We start from the raw sequence: 17,326 nt of genomic DNA on the forward strand, positions 1-17,326 counted from the left end.
CGCGCGCCGTCCGGTCGCATAGCCCATGTCCCACGTGTCACCCTCTGCTCGCCCACGACGTGTCCACCCCGGACACGAGCCAGGTGTTGCCCCAAGGATACAGTTGCCACACGGCAACTGTTGACACTGGGTCACGGATGGATCCGGGAGACCCGATCAGGCGTCGGCGGGCTTCGGGAGACCGGAGTCGTCCCCCTCCTGCCGTCCGTGCCAGTCGAGGCAGACGACGAGCGCGTCGTCCTCCAGCGGGGCGTCGCCGTGGTAGGCGGCGAGCTCGCGCAGGACCGCGCCCGGGACCTGCGAGGACGGCAGCAGCTTCGTGGCGGTGAGCGCGCGGGCCAGCGCCCGGTCCCCGTAGGTCTCCCCGTCGGGGGAGGCCGCGTCGTACACCCCGTCGCTGCCGAAGAGCAGCCGGTCCCCCGGGCGCACCGCGAGGCGCTGCGGCGTGTAGACGGTGTCCTCGAACATGCCCAGGGGCAACTGGGCCTCGAAGGAGACGGGCTCGACGGAGCGGTCCCGCAGGCGCCACAGGCGCGGCGATCCGGCGTCCACGGCCTCCACCTCGCCCGTGGCGAGGTCGAAGCGCAGCAGGAGCACCGAGACGAAGGCCTCGCCGCGGTACTGCGCGTACACGGCCTGGTCCGCCAGGGCCGCCTGGTCCGCGAGGCCGAGGCCGGCGCGGCGGGCGTTGCGGAGCGCGTTGATGGCGAGGTTCGTCAGGAGGGCGGCCTCGATGCCCTCCCCCATCCCGTTGGTGACCGTCAGGGTCAGGTGGTCGGCCGAGGCCGACCAGTCGTAGTTGTCCCCGAAGATCGCGTAGGCGGGTTCCAGGTGCGCGCCGAGGGCGAACTCGCGACGGGAGCAGGAGCGGCCCGGCAGGAGCTGCCACTGCATCTCGGCCGCCAGCGTCAGCCGGGTGGCGCGCCGCGCGAGGTCGTACAGGTCCGTGTCGCGCTCGGCCACCAGGATCTCGTGGCCGAGCGCCCCGCAGACGTGCCGCAGCTCGGGCAGCAGGGGCACGAGGTCGACGCCCGCCGGCAGGGCGACGGTGAGGACGCCCATCCGGTCCCCCCGGACGGTGACCGGCAGGTGGACGGAGACGGCCTCGGTCTCGCGCGTGACGTACGGCTCCTGGGCGCCGAAGGCGCGCCCCTGCGGGCTGCCGTGGATGAGGACCGGCGGGGCCGCGTGGGGCACGCGCTCGACGAGCTGGAGCGAGCGCAGCGCGTAGTCGGCGAGGCGGAGCTCCACCCGCAGCGCCCCGCACTGCTTCCGCAGGGCGTCCGCCACGACGCCCACCAGCAGGTGCGGAGCGGCACGGCGCAGTGCCTGCTCGACACCGGTGATCTCGACCACGTGTTCCGGCTTCTCCTTCTCGTCTCCGTCCATGGTGCGGTCCCGTCCGTCCGGCGGGGCCGCACTTCCCTGCGGCTAGCCCTCGTGCCCGGCCGCGACGAGCGCGTCCGTCACGTCGGGGTGCAGGGGCGTGGTCATCGTCACGCCCGTGATCTCCAGGATGCGGCGCACGGCCGGGGTCGGCGCGGCGAGGTGCAGGTCGCCCCCGGACTCCCGCGCGTCCCGGCCCGCCCTGATCAGGACGTTCAGGCCGGACGAGTCCATGAAGTCCAGGGCGGAGAGGTCCAGGACGAGGTGGCGGCGGCCGTGCAGGAACTGGTTGGCCAGGTGGTGGTGGAGGAAGGTGGCCGACTCGACGTCGAGCTCGCCCCCCACGGAGAGGACGGCCGTGTCGTCGTCACGGACCTCCACCTCGATGTCCAGATTCACTTCGCGCTCGGGCATGCTTTCCTGCTTTCCACGGATGGGGATGATGGTCGGTCGGGCGTGCGGTCAGGTGACGCGCACTCCGATCAGGCACGTGTCGTCGTCGGTGTCGGACTTGCTGTGGGTGAGCAGCAGGTCGAGGCGCCGCTCCAGGCCGTCGGCCGGCGTCTGCGCCGTGGCGAGCAGTTGGTCCAGGGAGTCGTGCACGGAGGTGTCCCGCCGCTCGACGAGGCCGTCGGTGTACATCAGCACGGTGTCCTCGGGCTCCAACTGGATCTCCGCCTCCTCGTACTCGGCCTCGGAGAGGGCGCCGAGCAGCAGTCCCTGGAGCAACGGCAGGGTGCTGGCCCGGTCGCCCCGTACGAGCACGGGCGGGAGGTGTCCCGCCCTGGCCCAGCGCAGGGTGCGGGTCGTGGGGTCGAAGACGCCGCAGACGGCGGTGGCGGTGACCTGGGCGGTGAGGTGGTGGGCCACGTTGTTCAGCCAGGACAGGAGCTGTCCGGGGCCCGCCCCGGTCACGGCGAGGCCGCGCAGGGCGTTGCGCAGGACGACCATGCCGGTGGCGGCCTCGATGCCGTGGCCCGCGATGTCCCCGACGCACAGCAGGATCTTCTTGGACGGCAGCACGACGGCGTCGTACCAGTCGCCGCCGACCAGGGCCTCGGTCTCGGCGGGCCGGTAGCGCACGGCGACGTCGAGGCCCGGGGCGTCGAGCGGGGCCTTGGTCGGCGGCATGATGGCGTGCTGGAGCTGGAGGGCCAGCCGGTTGCGTTCCGCCGACTCCTGTTCGGTGACGGCGAGTTGGTCGCGGGTGGCCGCCAGGGCGACCTCCGTCCAGTGCTGCGCGGAGATGTCCTGGTAGGCGCCCCGCACGGCGAGGAGCCGCTCGTCGATGTCGAGGGAGGGCTCGGCGATCACCCGGATGTGGCGGGTCACGCCGTCCCCGCGGAGCATGCGGAAGGCCGTCGAGCTGGCCCGCCGCTGCTGGAACACGGCCTGGAGGAAGCGCCCGATGGCGACCGCGTCGTCGGGGTGGGCGTGGGCGATGAGGTCGCGCAGGGGGACCGGACCCTCGGTGATGTCCCGCCCGAAGAGGTCGAAGAGCTGCCCGTTCCAGGTGATCTCCCCGGTCAGGACGTCCTCCTCGAAGCCGCCGATCCGGCCGAGGCGCTGGGCGTGCTGGAGCAGGCTGGCGAGCCGGGCGGTCTCGTCCTCGATGCGCCAGATGAGGAGCACGCTGTCGCCGTGCCGGCTGATGCTGAGGTCGGCGACGGAGGCGAGCGGCACCTGGTCCACGAGGGCGGTCAGCCGGGTCCGCCGGGCGCGGAAGGGCTCCCCGGTGGCGTAGACGCGCTCGATCCGCTCGAAGAGCTCGTTCTCGCCGGCCGTGGTGGGATACGCCTCCAGGAGCAGGGCCCCGTCGACGGCGCCGCGCGAGCGGCCCGCCGGGTCCTGGAAGTGTTCGTTGGCGTGGCGGATGCGGAAGTCCCGCAGGCGCCCCTCGTCGTCCAGGTGCGGGGTGAGGACCAGGGCGGGGTCGTAGAGGCCGTCGGCGAGTTCCACGAGCTCCGACGCCCCGGCGGCCCCGGGCGAGAGCGCCCGCGTCCGCACCGACTGCACGGGGAGGGTCTCCAGGGTGTGGGCGCACAGTTCGGCCAGGGCCTCGATCTGGCGCTCCACCGCCTGCGGCTGGGGCTCCAGCGGCCGGGGCCAGCAGATCTCCAGGACGCCGTGGATCCGCCCGCCGGTCCCGGCGGGCACCGCCACCCGGCCGCCCTCGGGGTGGCGCGCGTGGCCGATCGTGGGGACGCCGGCGGTGGCGAGCGAGGGGAACCGGACGGTCCTGCGGGCGGTGAGGGCCTCCCGGGCCACGGTGGCCACGCCGGGCGGCACGTACCGCCAGCGGGCGGGCTCGTCGGCGCCGAAGCCCGCGTGGCCGCAGAGGGTCAGGGAGGCGTCGGGGCCGGTGGTCCAGATGGCGACGGCGGTGGCGCCCAGGGGCGCGAGGGCGTGTTCGAGGAGGGACTCGGCGACGGCCTGGCTGTCGCCGGCGTTGAGCGCGGCGCTCTCGGCCGTGCGCAGGCGCACGGCGACCGACCCGCCGGCCCCGGCCGGTCCGTCGGCCCCGGGGTCCGCGCCCGGCCCGTCCGTGTGCCGTACGGCCTTGACGAAGTCGTCGGCGACCTCGGCGACCCGGTCGTGGGCGGCCTGGTTGATGATGTCCGCGGCCAGTTCCAGGGGGGAGAGCCCGGCCTGGGCGGCCAGTTCGGTGAGCTGCTTCGCGGCCTGGGCCGGGCCGCAGCCGAGCCGCTCGACGATGACGCCCTTGGCGAGTTCGACCAGGGCGCGCCCCTCGGCCGCGGCGTGCGCGGCGCGCACCTCCCCGCGCAGCCGCTCCACCGTCGCGGCCAGCCGGCCCACGGCGGAGTGGTCGTCCGCCGGGTGCCGCTCCTCCTCCCGGGAGGGCGGGGGCGCGGTGGGCCCGGCCGGTGTCGGAGCGCCGTCCCCGTGGGGACCGACGGCGGGGTACCCGCCGTGGCGGTGGGGAGCACTCATGACGCGGACTCCTCGGGGACGGCGGCCGGGGCCGCGGGCGGAAGGGAGGGGAGGGGGGTGGCGGGGCGGGGAGGGGCCGGGCGGGGCCCGCGGCCCGTCAGTCGTTCAGCCACCGGCGGATGCAGGCGATGAGGTCGTCGGCGTCGACCGGCTTGGTCACGTAGTCGCTGGCGCCGGAGGCGAGACTCTTCTCACGGTCCCCCGGCATGGCCTTGGCGGTGACCGCGATGACGGGCAGCCCGGTGTGGGCGGGCATCTGCCTGATCTTCGCGGTGGCGGTGTAGCCGTCCATCTCCGGCATCATGACGTCCATCAGGACGAGGTCGATGTCGGGGTGCGCGGCCAGCGCCTCGATGCCCTTGCGGCCGTTCTCGGCGTGCAGGACCTTGATGCCGTGCAGCTCCAGGATGCCGCTCAGGGCGTAGAGGTTGCGGGCGTCGTCGTCGACCACGAGGACCGTGCGGCCCTGCAGGGCGGTGTCGATGGTCTGCGGCGCCGGGGGCCGGTGCTCGCCGCGCACCAGGGGCACGACGTCGCCCGGCTGGTCCGCGGACAGGTGCAGGGCGATCCGCTCGCGCAGTTCGTCGAGGCTGGAGAGCAGTTCGAGGGGGCGCAGGCGGGCGCGCGTCTGGAGGGCCCGCTCCTGCTCGGGGGTGAGCCTGCGGTTGTTGTGGGCGAGGACGGGCACGGTGCGCAGCGCCTCGTCGCCGTCCATGGCGTCCAGGAACTGCAGGGCCTCGCCGTGGGCCATGTCGACCTCGAGCACGACGCAGTGGAAGGGCTGGGTGGCGAGGGCGGTCGCGGCCTCCTGGGGACCCACGGCCGTGATCAGTTCGATGTCCTCGCGGTCCGCGCGGTCGCGGCCGGCGGTCAGCTCCACGACGGCGTTCTCGGCGACGAGCGAGAGGAGTCCGCGCGGGCGCTCCTCGATCACGAGGAGGCGGCGGGTCTGCCGGGCCGGCGGGGCGGCGAGCAGGGCGGGGCGGGCGGCGGAGGCGTCGGAGAGCGCCGCGGGCTCCTCGTCCTCGTCGGACCGTACGGCCGGGGCGTGGGCGGACTGCTCCTTGAAGTCGGCCCGGGCGACCGGCAGGTAGAGGGTGAAGGTGCTGCCCTCGCCGGGCTCGCTGGCGACCGTGAGGGCGCCGCCGAGCAGGTAGGCGATCTCCCGGCTGATGGACAGGCCGAGGCCGGTGCCGCCGTACTTCCGGTTGGTGGTGCCGTCCGCCTGCTGGAAGGCGCCGAAGATGGCGTCCAGGTGCTGGGCCGCGATGCCGATGCCGGTGTCCTTGACCCGGAAGGCGACGACGGGGCCGCCGCGGTGGACCGTGGCGGGCAGCTCGTCGTCCGCGGCGGGCTCGATGCTCAGCTCGACGCTGCCGCGCTCGGTGAACTTGACGGCGTTGGAGAGCAGGTTGCGCAGCACCTGCCGCAGCCGGGAGTCGTCGGTGACGAGGTCCACGGGGACGCCGGCTGCGGTGGAGACGGTGAAGGTGAGGCTCTTCTGCGAGGTGAGCGGCCGGAACGTCGCCTCGACGTAGTCGAGGAGGCGGCGCAGCGCCACCCGCTCCGGGTTGAGGTCCATCTTCCCGGCCTCCACCTTGGACAGGTCGAGGATGTCGTTGATCAACTGGAGCAGGTCGGATCCGGCGGAGTGGATGATGCCGGCGTACTCGACCTGCTTGGCCGTGAGGTTGCGGGTCGGGTTCTGGGCCAGGAGCTGGGCCAGGATGAGCAGGCTGTTGAGCGGGGTGCGCAGCTCGTGGCTCATGTTGGCCAGGAACTCGGACTTGTACTTGGAGGCGAGGGAGAGCTGCTGGGCGCGGTCCTCCAGCTCCTGCCGGGCCTGCTCGATCTGGAGGTTCTTGGCCTCGATGTCGCGGTTCTGCGAGACGAGCAGGGCCGCCTTCTCCTCCAGCTCGGCGTTGGAGCGCTGGAGCTCCTCCTGCTGGACCTGGAGCTCCTCGGAGCGCGCCCGCAGCTCGTCGGCGAGGCGCTGGGACTCCTCCAGGAGCTCGTCGGTGCGGGCGTTGGCGACGATGGTGCTGAGGTTGACGCCCACCGTCTCCATGAGCTGTTCCAGGAAGTCCCGGTGCACGGAGGTGAAGGGGGTGAAGGAGACCAGTTCGATGACGCCCAGGACCTGGTCCTCGACGACGATCGGGAGCACGATCAGGCTGCCTCCGGAGGCCTGGCCGAGGCCGGAGGAGATGTACACGTAGTCGCCGGGGACGTTCTCGGCGGCGATGGTGCGGCGGCTGCGGGCGGCCTGCCCGACGAGGGACTCGCCGAGGCGGAAGCGGTCGCGGCTGTCCGCGGGGCGCCCGTAGGAGCCGACGAGCTTGAGCTCGACGCCCCCCGTGCCGTCCTCGGCGAGGTAGAACGCGCCGTACTGGGCGGAGACCAGCGGGGTCAGTTCGTCCATGACGAGTTCGGCGACGACGGCGAGGTCGCGGTGGCCCTGCATCAGCTCGGAGATCCGGGCGAGGCTGGACTTGAGCCAGTCCTGTTCCTGGTTGGCCCGGGTGGTCTCGCGCAGCGAGCCGACCATCGCGTTGATGTTGTCCTTGAGCTCGGCCACCTCGCCGGAGGCGTCGACGGTGATGGAGCGGGTCAGGTCGCCCTCGGCGACCGCGCTCGCGACCTCGGCGATGGCGCGCACCTGACGGGTGAGGTTCCCGGCCAGCTCGTTGACGTTCTCGGTCAGGCGCTTCCAGGTGCCGGAGACGCCCTCGACCTCGGCCTGGCCGCCGAGGCGGCCCTCGCTGCCGACCTCGCGGGCGACGCGCGTCACCTCGGCGGCGAAGGAGGAGAGCTGGTCGACCATCGTGTTGATGGTGGTCTTCAGCTCCAGGATCTCGCCCTGGGCGTCGACGTCGATCTTCTTGGAGAGGTCGCCGTTGGCGACGGCGGTGGTGACCTGGGCGATGTTGCGGACCTGACCGGTGAGGTTGTTCGCCATCGAGTTGACGTTGTCGGTGAGGTCCTTCCAGGTGCCGGCCACGTTCGGCACCCGGGCCTGGCCGCCGAGGCGGCCCTCGGTGCCGACCTCGCGGGCGACGCGCGTCACCTCGTCGGCGAAGGCCGACAGGGTGTCCACCATCGTGTTGATGGTGTCGGCGAGCGCGGCGACCTCGCCCTTCGCCTCCACGGTGATCCGGCGGGAGAGGTCGCCGCGGGCCACGGCGGTGGCGACCTGGGCGATGGAGCGCACCTGACCGGTGAGGTTGGACGCCATCACGTTGACGTTGTCGGTGAGGTCCTTCCAGGTGCCCGAGGCGCCCCGGACGGTGGCCTGGCCGCCCAGGTTGCCCTCGGTGCCGACCTCGCGGGCGACGCGGGTGACCTCGTCGGCGAAGGCCGAGAGCTGGTCGACCATCGTGTTGATGGTGTTCTTCAGCTCCCGGATCTCGCCGCGGGCGTCGACGTCGACCTTCTTCGAGAGGTCGCCCTTGGCCACGGCGGTGGCGACGTGCGCGATGGAGCGCACCTGCGCGGTGAGGTTTCCGGCCATGGAGTTGACGGAGTCGGTGAGGTCGCGCCAGGTGCCGGAGACGCCCTTCACGTCCGCCTGGCCGCCGAGGATGCCCTCGGTGCCGACGTCGCGGGCCATGCGGGTGACCTCGTCGGCGAAGGAGGAGAGCTGGTCGACCATCGTGTTGATGGTGTTCTTGAGCTCCAGGATCTCGCCGCGGGCGTCGACGTCGATCTTCTGGGAGAGGTCGCCCTTGGCGACGGCGGTGGCGACGTGAGCGATGTCACGGACCTGGGTGGTGAGGTTGCCGGCCATCGCGTTGACCGAGTCGGTGAGGTCGGCCCAGGTGCCGGAGACGCCGGGGACCTCGGCCTGGCCGCCCAGGGTGCCCTCCGTGCCGACCTCGCGGGCGACGCGCGTCACCTCGGAGGTGAAGAGGGAGAGCTGGTCGACCATGCCGTTGAAGACGCCGGAGATCTCGCCCAGGAGCCCGCCCGCCTCGTCGGGCAGACGGGTCCCGAAGTCCCCGTCGCGCACGGCGGTGAGACCGGCCAGGAGCTGGCGCAGCTCCGCCTCTCCCACGGCCGCCGGCCCCGGCCGCCGCGCGGCCGAGGAGCCCTCGATCGTCGTCTCAGACATGCCTCATCCTCGTTCGCTCGCCAGGCACCACGGTGGGCCTGAACACAACCACGGCCGCAGGTCGGGCCGCCGCTCCCCCGGTACGACCCCGACCTGGACCGTTGTCATACGACAATAAACGACGACCCTACTCCCCCGTGATCGTCGCGAGGAGGGCCATGGGGGATCGAACGGCCGGAACGCGCCGGTGCGGAGGGGAAGGACCGGGTCAGGGGTGTCGTGCACTCGCCACCGACTCCCGCCTTCCGATCGCATACAACGCGGGGGCCGGGGTAAGCGGCGCATCGAACCGGGCGGTCGGCGCCCTGACGGCGAGGGGAGACCCACTGTGTTGATGGCCCATCCCGCGGTGTTGAGCAACCTGATCGAGCAGTACGAGACGCTGAGGGTGCTGCACGCGGAGAACGGAAGCCCCGAGGTGCAGCAGCGCCTGGACGACATCGCGTACACGCTGTGCGTCTCCACCGGGACGCGTGACGTGGACACGGCGCTGGTCGCCGCCCGTCACCGGCTGCCCGGTGCGCGTCCCGAGGACGACTCGGTGCTGACGGCCTGATTCCGTACGACGGAAACCCGGCACGCCCCTTCGTGGAGGGCGCGCCGGGTTTCCGTCGTTTCCGGAACCCCCGGGCACACATGGCCAGGCCCGTCTGGGGCCCGAGGGGCACACGGCCGCGCCCGTCCGGGACACCCGGGCACGCGGCCGCGCCCGCCACCGGTGTCGGTGGCGGGCGCGGCCGGTGCCGGCGGGGTGCGGGCTACCAGCGGTACCAGCGGCCCGAGCCGCCCTTCGGCCGGGCCACGAAGCCGAGCAGCCAGACGACGAGCACGATCACGGCTATCCACCAGAGGGCCTTCACGGCGAAACCGGCGCCGAAGAGGATCAGCGCGAGCAGAAGAACCAGAAGAAGAGGAACCATTTTTACAACCTCCGAATTTTTGCGTACCCGCCGCCCGCTGTGCCGTTCACCGGGGAGGTCGTCCCCCGGATTACTCCGGGGAATTCCGACCGGCCGTCCCGGTTTCCGGTGGGCGACGGAAAGTCTTCGAGTCGGGGAAGGGGGCGGCTCCGGGAGACCGGAGCCGCCCTCCTCCGCCGTGTCAGATGCGGCCGCCGATGAGCCGGGAGAGCGGGCCGCGCGAGCGGCGTCCGGCCCGGCGCCCGAGGGCGTACGCCCCGGTGAGCGCGGCCGCGGCACCGACGGCGGTGCTGCCGGTGAGCGCCTTGCGGTCGCGCACGGCGGTCCACACGACGCCGCCGGCGCCCCGGACCGCGTGGGCGGCCGCGAGGGTCTTCTCCGCGAGGGGCGCGGGAAGTGCCCCGCTGTTCCCGGTGCCGTCCGCGGGAGTGCCTGAGCCGTCCCCACGGGGCCGGTTCTCGTTGCTCTTTTCCGATCCGCTCATGCTTTTCGTGTAGCCAAGCCCGGCGGGAACAAACCCTTTTTCCGGGAGTTCGCCGATCCGCCGTTCCTCATCCTTCCGGATTCCCGTCGGGGGTGATGCGGGCGGCCGTGTCGCCGACGTCTCGTCCGCGTACGCGTACGCTTCGTTCTCCGGCCCACGCGTGTCCGTCGCCCGGCCGAGGGCCTCCGACAGGCCGCTCTCCCCCTCTTCGAGGAAGCGGCGCACGCCCGACTCACCGCGGCGGACGGTCGCGAGCCGCAGGGGGACGGTGGTGGTCCGCCGGCTCGTGGCGTCCAGCACGGCGTGGTGGGCCCTGGCCACCACGGCGAGCCAGGCCGGGTCCTCCAGCCGTTCGCGCAGGGGCGCCTCGGCGAAGTCGGCCGCCGGGACCGGTTCGACGACGGCGGTCAGGCCCCGGTGCTCGACGGTCGCGAGTCCTCCGCCCAGGGTCACGTCGGGCGGGGGGTCGGTGGGCGGCCCCTGGGCGTCGGCGGTCCGGACGACGGCGTACACGTACAGCAGCGGTTCGTCGTTCATGACTCCTGCCCCGTTTCCCTGCGGCCCGGGAACACGGCCTCCCGGCGGGCCTGGACGAGCGGTCCCACGGGATCAGCCCGCTTCGACGAAGCTGTACGGGGGCAGCGGCCCCATCACCTGTTCCCTCAGGTGCTCGTGCTCCTGGTGGAGGGCGCGCACGGCCTCCAGGAACGCGTCCTGCCGGTCGCGCTCCACGAGGAACGACAGGTCGGCGAGGTGCCCGGTGGCGCCGGGGCCGCGCACCACCGCCGCCGCGTAGGGCGCGAGGGTCCGCTCGACGAGGGCGACGTCGCTCTTCCGGCGCTCGGCGACGGCCCGCGCGAGCAGTTCGTCGAAGGCGGGCCCCTCCGCGTGGTCTCCGCCGTCCGCCGTGGAGCCGGCGCCGTGCCGGGCCGTCAGGCCGGGATCGTCGGCGAGCACCGCGTGGAGGACGGCCTCCTCGTCGTGGTGCACCTTGAGGTTGAACTCGTCCTTGCCGGCGAGCGTCTTCAGGCGCTCCAGGTAGACGTCGTGGTGCTCCTCCAGGACCGCGGCGACGGTGGCGTCGTCGGGCGAGATCCTGCCGAACCGCAGGGGCAGGACCGGGCCGTCCTTGCCGGCCTCGATCACGACGTGCTGGTGCGCGAGGAGGTCCCGGCGCTGGGCCTCCGCCTCGATCCGCGCGTCGCTGCACAGGGCCACCAGATCGCCGCCGCGCACGGTGCGCACGGGCAACGGGGGGTCGCCGATGCCCTCGATGTCGTCGGGAAGCTTCCGATCGGCGGGGGCGATGCCGTAGACGTACGTGCTCATTGCTTCTCCTCCCGGTGGGACGGAGTGCGGCGACGCGGCCCGCCACCGCTGCTCCTGTTGTTCTTCTCCCCCGGCTCCTCGGCCGCCGACCTGCGCTCCGCACCGCTCTCCGACGGACGGGCCGTGGCTTTCTTCCGTCCCGTGTTACCGGGTGCCCGTCCCCCAAACGGGGCGAAAGGGGCCGCACTTGGGGGCTGGGACCGGTCGAGTGCCTTCACCCGGGTCAGCGCGGCGACGCCGAGGGCCGCGAGCAGGACCTGCGCCGCCCACTCGGTCCAGTCCGGTCCGGAGGTGTGCGCGAGCCCCGTCGCCCGCGCGAGCGCGGTGCCGAGGAGCGCCGCCGCGATGCCGACGACGGTCCACAGGATTCCGATGTGCTGGCGGCCGGGGACGACGAGCCGGCCCAGCACCCCGATGACCACTCCGACGACCAGGGCGCCGATGACGCCTGAGATCTCCACGGCCGCTCCTCGGCTCGGACGGGTGTTCCCGGCCCGCCTGCCCGCCGGACGCGGCTCCACGCCCCGCCCGCCCCGATCGCCCCGGAACGGCCCGTTCCCGGACGATCCCCGCATCGGCTCCGTCCTGGCGGGCAGGCGCGGGGGGAACGCCCGTACCCCCGTGGAAGGACTTCCCGTGACACGTACCGTCGCCCAGGTGATCGTCGACGCCCTCGCCGACCTCGACGTCGGCCACGTCTTCGGCGTGGTCGGCGACGCCCTCAACCCCCTCACCGACGCCATCCGCACCACGGACGGCGTCGACTGGGTCGGCTGCCGGCACGAGGAGGCCGCCGCCTTCGCCGCCGGGGCGCGGGCCCAGTTGTCGGGCCGTCTCGGCGTCTGCATGGGAACGGTGGGGCCGGGCTCGGTCCACCTCCTCAACGGGCTGTACGACGCGGCCAAGAGCGGCGCCCCGGTGCTCGCGATCTGCGGCCAGGTCCCGCTGTCCGAGGTCGGCGGCGACTACTTCCAGGAGGTGGACAACGACCTGCTGTTCCGGGACGTGGCCGTGTACCGGGCCACCGTCACCTCCCCGTCCCAGATGCCGAGGCTCCTGGAGTCCGCCGTCCGGGCGGCCGTGACCCGCGGCGGCGTGGCGGTCCTCACGGTGCCGGGGGACCTCGGGGACCAGGAGGTCGAGGACGACCGTCCCGTACGGTTCGCGCTCCCCCGCCCGGCCGTGACCCGTCCCGACGACCCGGCCCTGGCCGAGGCCGCCGGGCTGATCGACGAGGGCTCGCGGGTCACCCTGCTCGTGGGGCGCGGCGCGCAGGGCGCCCGGGAGGAGGTGCTGCGCCTCGCCGAGCACCTCTCGGCCCCGATGGTGCTCACCCTCAAGGGCAAGGAGGGCTTCGAGGCGGACAACCCCTACGAGGTCGGCCAGACGGGCCTGATCGGCAACCCGGCCGCCGCCCACGCCCTGGACGCCTGCGACACCCTGCTCATGCTGGGCACCGACTTCCCGTACCGCGACTGGTATCCGGAGGACTGCCGCGTGGTGCAGATCGACCTGCGGGAGGAGCGTCTGGGCCGCCGCGTGCCGGTGGAGGTCGGGCTCGCCGGGGACGTCGGGGCCACGCTGCGGGCCCTGCTGCCGCTGCTCGCGCCGGTCGAGGACCGCGCGCACCTCGACGACGCCCGCGAGCGGTTCCTGAAGTGGGAGGAGGAGCAGGCCGGTCTGGCCCGTCCCGACCACGACAAGCGGCTCGTGGGGCGGGTGCGGGCGATGTTCGACAACCGGGACCACGAGATCCGGCCCGAGGCGCTCGCCGCGGCCGTGGACCGGCACGCGGCCGAGGACGCGGTCTTCACCTCCGACACCGGCATGGCCACCGTCTGGCTCTCGCGCTTCGTGCGCATGCGGGGCACCCGCCGGCTGCTCGGCTCCTACAACCTGGGCTCCATGGCCAACGCCATGCCCCAGGCCCTCGGCGCCCAGCTCTGGGACCGCGACCGCCAGGTCGTGGCGTTCTGCGGCGACGGCGGTCTGAGCATGCTCCTGGGCGACCTCATGACGCTGCGGTCCGAGCGTCTCCCGGTCAAGCTCGTCGTCTTCGACAACCGCCGCCTCGGCATGGTCAAGCTCGAACAGGAGCAGGCCGGCCTCCCGGAGTTCGGCACCGTCCTCGACAACCCGGACTTCGCCGCCGTCGCCGAGGCCGTGGGCCTGACCGGCATCCGCGTCACGGACCCGGCGGACCTGGACGCCGCCGTGCGCCGGGCCTTCGCCACGCCGGGGCCGGTCCTCCTCGACGTGCTGACCAATCCCGAGGAGGTCGCCGTCCCCGGGAAGCCGACCGTCTCCCAGGGCTGGGGCTTCGCCATCGCCAAGATCAAGGAGAACCTGCCGTCGGGCGGCAACTGACGAAGCTCAGCCGCCCGTCCCCTCCGCCCCCTCGGCCCCGATCTCGGCCCACACCGTCTTGCCCTCGGCCGAGTAGCGCATGCCCCAGTTGTCCGCGAGGGCGGCGCAGATGAGCAGGCCCCGGCCGCCCTCGTCGACGGCCTTGGCGTGGCGCAGGTGGGGGGCGGCCTGGCCGGCGTCGGTGATCTCGCAGGTCAGGGTGGTGGCGTCGGTGATGAGGCGGAGGGTGACCGGGGCGGCGCCGTAGCGGACGGCGTTGGTGACGAGTTCGCTGACGACGAGCGCCGCCGTGAACGGGTCGGCGGGGTGGTCCCACTTCCGGAGCTGCTCCTCGACGTGCCGGCGCGCGACGCCGACGGCGGAGAAGTCGAAGGGGATGCTCCACTCGGCCAGTTCGTGCGGCGACAGGTGCCGGGTGCGGACGACGAGCAGGACGCGGTCGGGGGCGAGGAGCCGGGCGACGTCGTCCGCCATGGCCTCCGGGGGGCGTCCCGGGTGCGCGAGGGCGTTCACCAGGTCCTCCGTGCGCGGGCCGCCCCCGCCCGGCGCCATGCACAGGGTGCTGCCCTCGGGGAGGGTCAGCGAGGCGCAGGCGAAGGGCGGTCCCTCCGCGCCGAGCAGCGGGCCGTCGTCGACCGGCCGGGTGTCGACCGACCCGTCGGGGCGGACGACGGCGAACAGCGAGGTGCCGGCGCGCGCGATGTCGAGCCGTCCGCCGACCGGGTCGTGGACGGCGACCGTGCAGCTCGCCGTCGCGCCGTCTCCCCCGGGCCCGGTCTCCTGTTCCCCGGCGAGCCGGAGGGTCGTGGCGTGGAGGCGGGCGAGCAGTTCGTGCGGGTCGAGGTCGAGGGTGGTCAGGCTGTAGACGGCGGTCCGCAGCCGGCTCATGGTGGCGACGGCGCTGAGCCCGGCGCGGTCGACCTGGCCGACGACGAGCGCCACCCGGGCCCCCGAGAGGGGGATGACGTCGTACCAGGATCCGACGCCGCTGCCGTCGGGCTGGTTGCGCCGGGCGACGTCGACGGCCTTCTGGGTGGCCTCCTCCTGGCGCAGCGGCCAGCTCTGGAGCGCGGTCATGACGATGTGCTCGCGGGTGAACCGCAGGGCGTTCTCCAGGCAGGTCGCCGTGCGGGTGGCGACGCCGTCGGCCAGTTCGAGGTCCTCCTCGTCGTACGGTTCGGCCCCTTCCGCGCGCTGGAAGACGACGGCCCCGAAGACCTGTCCCCGGACGAGGAGCGGGGCCACGATCCTCGTGCCCCCGGACCCGTCGTCCTGCTCCGGGGGGAGCACCCGGGGTTCCGTCGGCAGCACCTTCCCGAAGACGCCCGGGAGCAGGAGGGCGCCGGCCGTCGGGATCCGGGGGCCGGTGTCCGTGCCTCCGGTCGCGGTGCAGCGGAGCAGGGGGGCCGGGTCGTGGGACCGGAGGCCGGGCTCCCTCCCCCTCAGGACGGCGTCGGTGAGGGCGACCACCACGGTGTCGGCGAACCGCGGCACCGTGACGTCGACCAGTTCCCGGGCCGTGCGCTCCACGTCCAGGCTGGAGCCGATCCGCTCGTGGGCGTCGTGCAGCAGCCGGAGGCGGGCCTGTGCCCGTTCGCGTTCGGTGACGTCCGTGCTGGTGAGGACGACGCCGAGGACGCGTCCCGCGTCGTCCTGGAGGCGGTGGGCGGAGACGGAGAAGACGTACTCGCTGCGCGGGTCGGTGAACGGGTGACCCCTGACGAGGTGGTCGAGCGCCGGGCGGCCGGTGGCGAGGACCTCCCGCAGCATCGCCTCGTCGACGTCCACGCCGAGGGGGGCGTACGCCTCCGCCGCGGGCAGGCCGACGATCCGCTCGGCCGGGAGGCCGCGGACGCCGACGGCGACCGGGTTGACGCGGACGACGCGCAGGTCGGTGTCGAGGACGTGGAGGCCGATGTCGGACTGGGTGAAGACGGCGTCCAGGACCGCCTCGTCCCACCGGTCCGGCGCGCCGGGGCCGGGGTGCCCGTCGGGTTCCGCGTTCATGGGTCCCTCCTCCGTGGCGGGCGGGTCGGGGGCGGGCACGTCAGGCAAGGGCGGTTCTCAACGCGGACCAGGCGACCTCCGGGTCGGAGAGGCCGTGGTACGTCGGCGGGATCTCCTTGTCGACGTCGAAGTGGTGGTAAACGGCGATCATGGCGGAGCGGACCGAGTACTCGGCGGTGCGGACGACGTCCTCGGGGATCTCGACGAACTGGCCGAGGAAGGCGAAGTTCCGTGCCCCGTCCGGGACGACGAGGGGGCGGTCGGCGGCGACCCGGCGCTGGAACTGGGCGTCGGCGTAGGGCATCTGGACGGTGGTGACCCGGGTGGTCTCCCGGACCTCGTCGGCGATGTCGTCGAAGCCGAGGTGGCCGAGGAGTTCGTCGAGGACCTCGGCGCCGGTGCAGTCGTCCATCTTCTTCGGCACGTGGTCGCCGGGGACGTCGCCGAAGAGGGCGTAGCCCCACAGCGTGTACGTGTTCTCCTCCTGGTCGCGGAAGTGGGGCTGGACCGGCACCACGACCGAGAGCAGCCAGCGGGAGTCCTTCCAGGTCATCAGGGCGCCCTCGCCGGGAACGTTGCCCGTGTACTCCTGGATGCGGTCCAGGAGGACGCCGCTCGTCATGGTGAGGGTGAAGGACTCCCACTTGGTCTCGTCGATGTTCCCGCAGAAGACGTGGGGGCGCCCGAAGTCGGGGGCGTTCTTGGCGATCGACTCCCACAGCCGCCAGGAGCCGTCCCGTTTGTCGCGGACCAGTTCGGGGACGGTGGTGTCGTCGCCGTAGGCGGTGTCGGCGGTCATCGAGCCGAGGGTGAGGAAGGCGTAGTCGTCCTCGCCCAGCTCGATCGTCCCGGCCCCGGCGCCGTCCCGCTCCAGGTGCAGGCGGGAGAGGCGGCGGGCGGCGGGCCCGGAGAAGTCGGCGTCGGCGACGGTGACGCCGAAGTCGGTGCGCACGCCCCGGGCGGTGAGCCACTCCTGGAGGGGGCGGACGACGGAGTCGTACGGGTTGTACCTGCCGCGCCGGACCCCGGACAGGGTGTGGATGCGGTCGAACTCCTGGACGAAGGCGAGGAAGTACCGCTTGAGCTCGACGGCCGAGTGCCAGGTCTGGAAGGCGAAGGTGGTGCGCCACATGCACCAGAAGGGGGTGGTGAAGAAGTGCGGCTGGAAGAAGTCGTCGATGCGCCGGGCCCCGATCAGCCGCTCGGGCAGGGCGAGCAGCCGGGTCATGTCGGCGCGGTCGCGGGCGTCCAGGCCGAGCCGCGAGGCGTCGGCGATCGTGCGGTCGCCGTTGATGAGCCGGGCCCTGGCGTGGGTGGGGTGCTCGATGTTGAAGGCGCGGATCTCCTGCCGCACCGAGACCGCCGGGTCGTCCAGGGTCGGGATCGTCTCCAGGAGGTTCCACAGGCACACGTCGTGCTCGTCCTCGAACATCCGGCCGCCCCGGGTGACGTGACCGCCCTCGCGCGTCGGGGCGGGGGCGCCGTCCAGTGAACCGCCCGCGACCGGCGACTGCTCCAGGATCCGCACGTTCTCGCCGGGCACGCCCGCGTCCCGGACGAGGAAGGCGGCCGCGGCGAGCGAGGCGATGCCGCCGCCGACCAGGTGGACCTTGGAGCGCTTCGATGCCGGCACGGGCTGACCTCCGGTTTCGGTGAACGGACGCGGCGCGGGCGGGCGGTCGGGCACGGCCCCGGTGTCGACCCTCCCCCGGGGCGGCGGGGCGGGCGAGGCGGCGGGGCCCGTACGGGTGAGGAACGGCCTCGCCCCGT

At 73.4% G+C, this 17,326-nt stretch carries 11 protein-coding genes and 1 pseudogene; 2 read left to right on the plus strand and 10 right to left on the minus strand.

Annotated features, from left to right (window positions below; genetic code table 11):
* Positions 1-156 precede the first annotated feature (156 nt).
* The 4 genes from ACFYNX_RS02265 to ACFYNX_RS02280 all read right to left on the minus strand — a co-directional run bounded on the left by ACFYNX_RS02265 (position 157) and on the right by ACFYNX_RS02280 (position 8,449).
* Complete coding sequence (locus tag ACFYNX_RS02265; RefSeq protein ID WP_388656728.1) at positions 157-1,389, minus strand: PP2C family protein-serine/threonine phosphatase; 1,233 nt, start codon at positions 1,387-1,389, stop codon at positions 157-159.
* Positions 1,390-1,431: 42 nt separating this feature from the next.
* Entirely contained in the window at positions 1,432-1,800 is a 369-nt protein-coding gene (locus tag ACFYNX_RS02270; protein WP_388656731.1) for an STAS domain-containing protein, read from the minus strand.
* A 48-nt stretch (positions 1,801-1,848) separates the two neighbouring features.
* Positions 1,849-4,338, minus strand: a complete 2,490-nt coding sequence (locus tag ACFYNX_RS02275; RefSeq protein WP_388656733.1) for a SpoIIE family protein phosphatase — start codon at positions 4,336-4,338, stop codon at positions 1,849-1,851.
* A gap of 97 nt (positions 4,339-4,435) precedes the next feature.
* A complete protein-coding gene (locus tag ACFYNX_RS02280) occupies positions 4,436-8,449 on the minus strand; it encodes a HAMP domain-containing protein (RefSeq protein WP_388656735.1) in 4,014 nt (1,337 codons plus the stop codon).
* A 328-nt stretch (positions 8,450-8,777) separates the two neighbouring features.
* Between ACFYNX_RS02280 and ACFYNX_RS02285 the strand changes: the two genes are divergently transcribed.
* Positions 8,778-9,005, plus strand: a complete 228-nt coding sequence (locus ACFYNX_RS02285) for a DUF5133 domain-containing protein (protein WP_388656738.1) — start codon at positions 8,778-8,780, stop codon at positions 9,003-9,005.
* Between the two features lie 202 nt (positions 9,006-9,207).
* On the opposite strand, the gene ACFYNX_RS02290 is transcribed toward ACFYNX_RS02285, so the two are convergent.
* From ACFYNX_RS02290 to ACFYNX_RS02305, 4 genes and pseudogenes are all read right to left on the minus strand, one after another.
* Positions 9,208-9,369: a DUF5670 family protein gene (locus ACFYNX_RS02290; RefSeq protein WP_365540506.1), complete on the minus strand. Its 162-nt coding sequence runs from the start codon at positions 9,367-9,369 to the stop codon at positions 9,208-9,210.
* Positions 9,370-9,550: 181 nt separating this feature from the next.
* Positions 9,551-10,390 carry a GvpL/GvpF family gas vesicle protein gene (locus tag ACFYNX_RS02295; protein ID WP_388656741.1) on the minus strand — a complete coding sequence of 280 codons (840 nt, stop codon included), beginning with the start codon at positions 10,388-10,390 and terminating at the stop codon, positions 9,551-9,553.
* Between the two features lie 72 nt (positions 10,391-10,462).
* Entirely contained in the window at positions 10,463-11,182 is a 720-nt protein-coding gene (locus tag ACFYNX_RS02300) for a GvpL/GvpF family gas vesicle protein (RefSeq protein WP_365540504.1), read from the minus strand.
* A 209-nt stretch (positions 11,183-11,391) separates the two neighbouring features.
* A pseudogene (locus tag ACFYNX_RS02305) lies at positions 11,392-11,643 on the minus strand (GlsB/YeaQ/YmgE family stress response membrane protein); the annotation flags it as partial.
* A gap of 175 nt (positions 11,644-11,818) precedes the next feature.
* On the opposite strand from ACFYNX_RS02305, the gene ACFYNX_RS02310 reads away from it, so the two are divergent.
* Positions 11,819-13,549 (plus strand): thiamine pyrophosphate-dependent enzyme, encoded by a 1,731-nt coding sequence (locus ACFYNX_RS02310; protein WP_365540503.1) that lies wholly within the window; start codon positions 11,819-11,821, stop codon positions 13,547-13,549.
* 6 nt (positions 13,550-13,555) lie between these two features.
* Here the strand turns inward: ACFYNX_RS02310 and ACFYNX_RS02315 are convergent, their stop codons facing one another.
* Together ACFYNX_RS02315 and ACFYNX_RS02320 are read right to left on the minus strand one after the other, a co-directional pair.
* Positions 13,556-15,556, minus strand: a complete 2,001-nt coding sequence (locus ACFYNX_RS02315; protein WP_388656744.1) for a SpoIIE family protein phosphatase — start codon at positions 15,554-15,556, stop codon at positions 13,556-13,558.
* A gap of 40 nt (positions 15,557-15,596) precedes the next feature.
* On the minus strand, positions 15,597-17,189 hold the full coding sequence (locus tag ACFYNX_RS02320) for an oleate hydratase (RefSeq protein WP_388656747.1): 1,593 nt from the start codon (positions 17,187-17,189) through the stop codon (positions 15,597-15,599).
* Positions 17,190-17,326: the final 137 nt, after the last annotated feature.

It is taken from the genome of Streptomyces sp. NPDC007872 (assembly GCF_042868165.1).
Lineage (GTDB): Bacteria > Actinomycetota > Actinomycetes > Streptomycetales > Streptomycetaceae > Streptomyces.

What these genes read in the sequence shown, in the direction of transcription:
- ACFYNX_RS02300 (WP_365540504.1), bottom strand. Translation starts at nt 11,182, where the DNA reads ATGAGCACGTACGTCTACGGCATCGCCCCCGCCGATCGGAAGCTTCCC.
- ACFYNX_RS02265 (WP_388656728.1), bottom strand. Translation starts at nt 1,389, where the DNA reads ATGGACGGAGACGAGAAGGAGAAGCCGGAACACGTGGTCGAGATCACC.
- ACFYNX_RS02275 (WP_388656733.1), bottom strand. Translation starts at nt 4,338, where the DNA reads ATGAGTGCTCCCCACCGCCACGGCGGGTACCCCGCCGTCGGTCCCCAC.
- ACFYNX_RS02315 (WP_388656744.1), bottom strand. Translation starts at nt 15,556, where the DNA reads ATGAACGCGGAACCCGACGGGCACCCCGGCCCCGGCGCGCCGGACCGG.
- ACFYNX_RS02280 (WP_388656735.1), bottom strand. Translation starts at nt 8,449, where the DNA reads ATGTCTGAGACGACGATCGAGGGCTCCTCGGCCGCGCGGCGGCCGGGG.
- ACFYNX_RS02290 (WP_365540506.1), bottom strand. Translation starts at nt 9,369, where the DNA reads ATGGTTCCTCTTCTTCTGGTTCTTCTGCTCGCGCTGATCCTCTTCGGC.
- ACFYNX_RS02295 (WP_388656741.1), bottom strand. Translation starts at nt 10,390, where the DNA reads ATGAACGACGAACCGCTGCTGTACGTGTACGCCGTCGTCCGGACCGCC.
- ACFYNX_RS02270 (WP_388656731.1), bottom strand. Translation starts at nt 1,800, where the DNA reads ATGCCCGAGCGCGAAGTGAATCTGGACATCGAGGTGGAGGTCCGTGAC.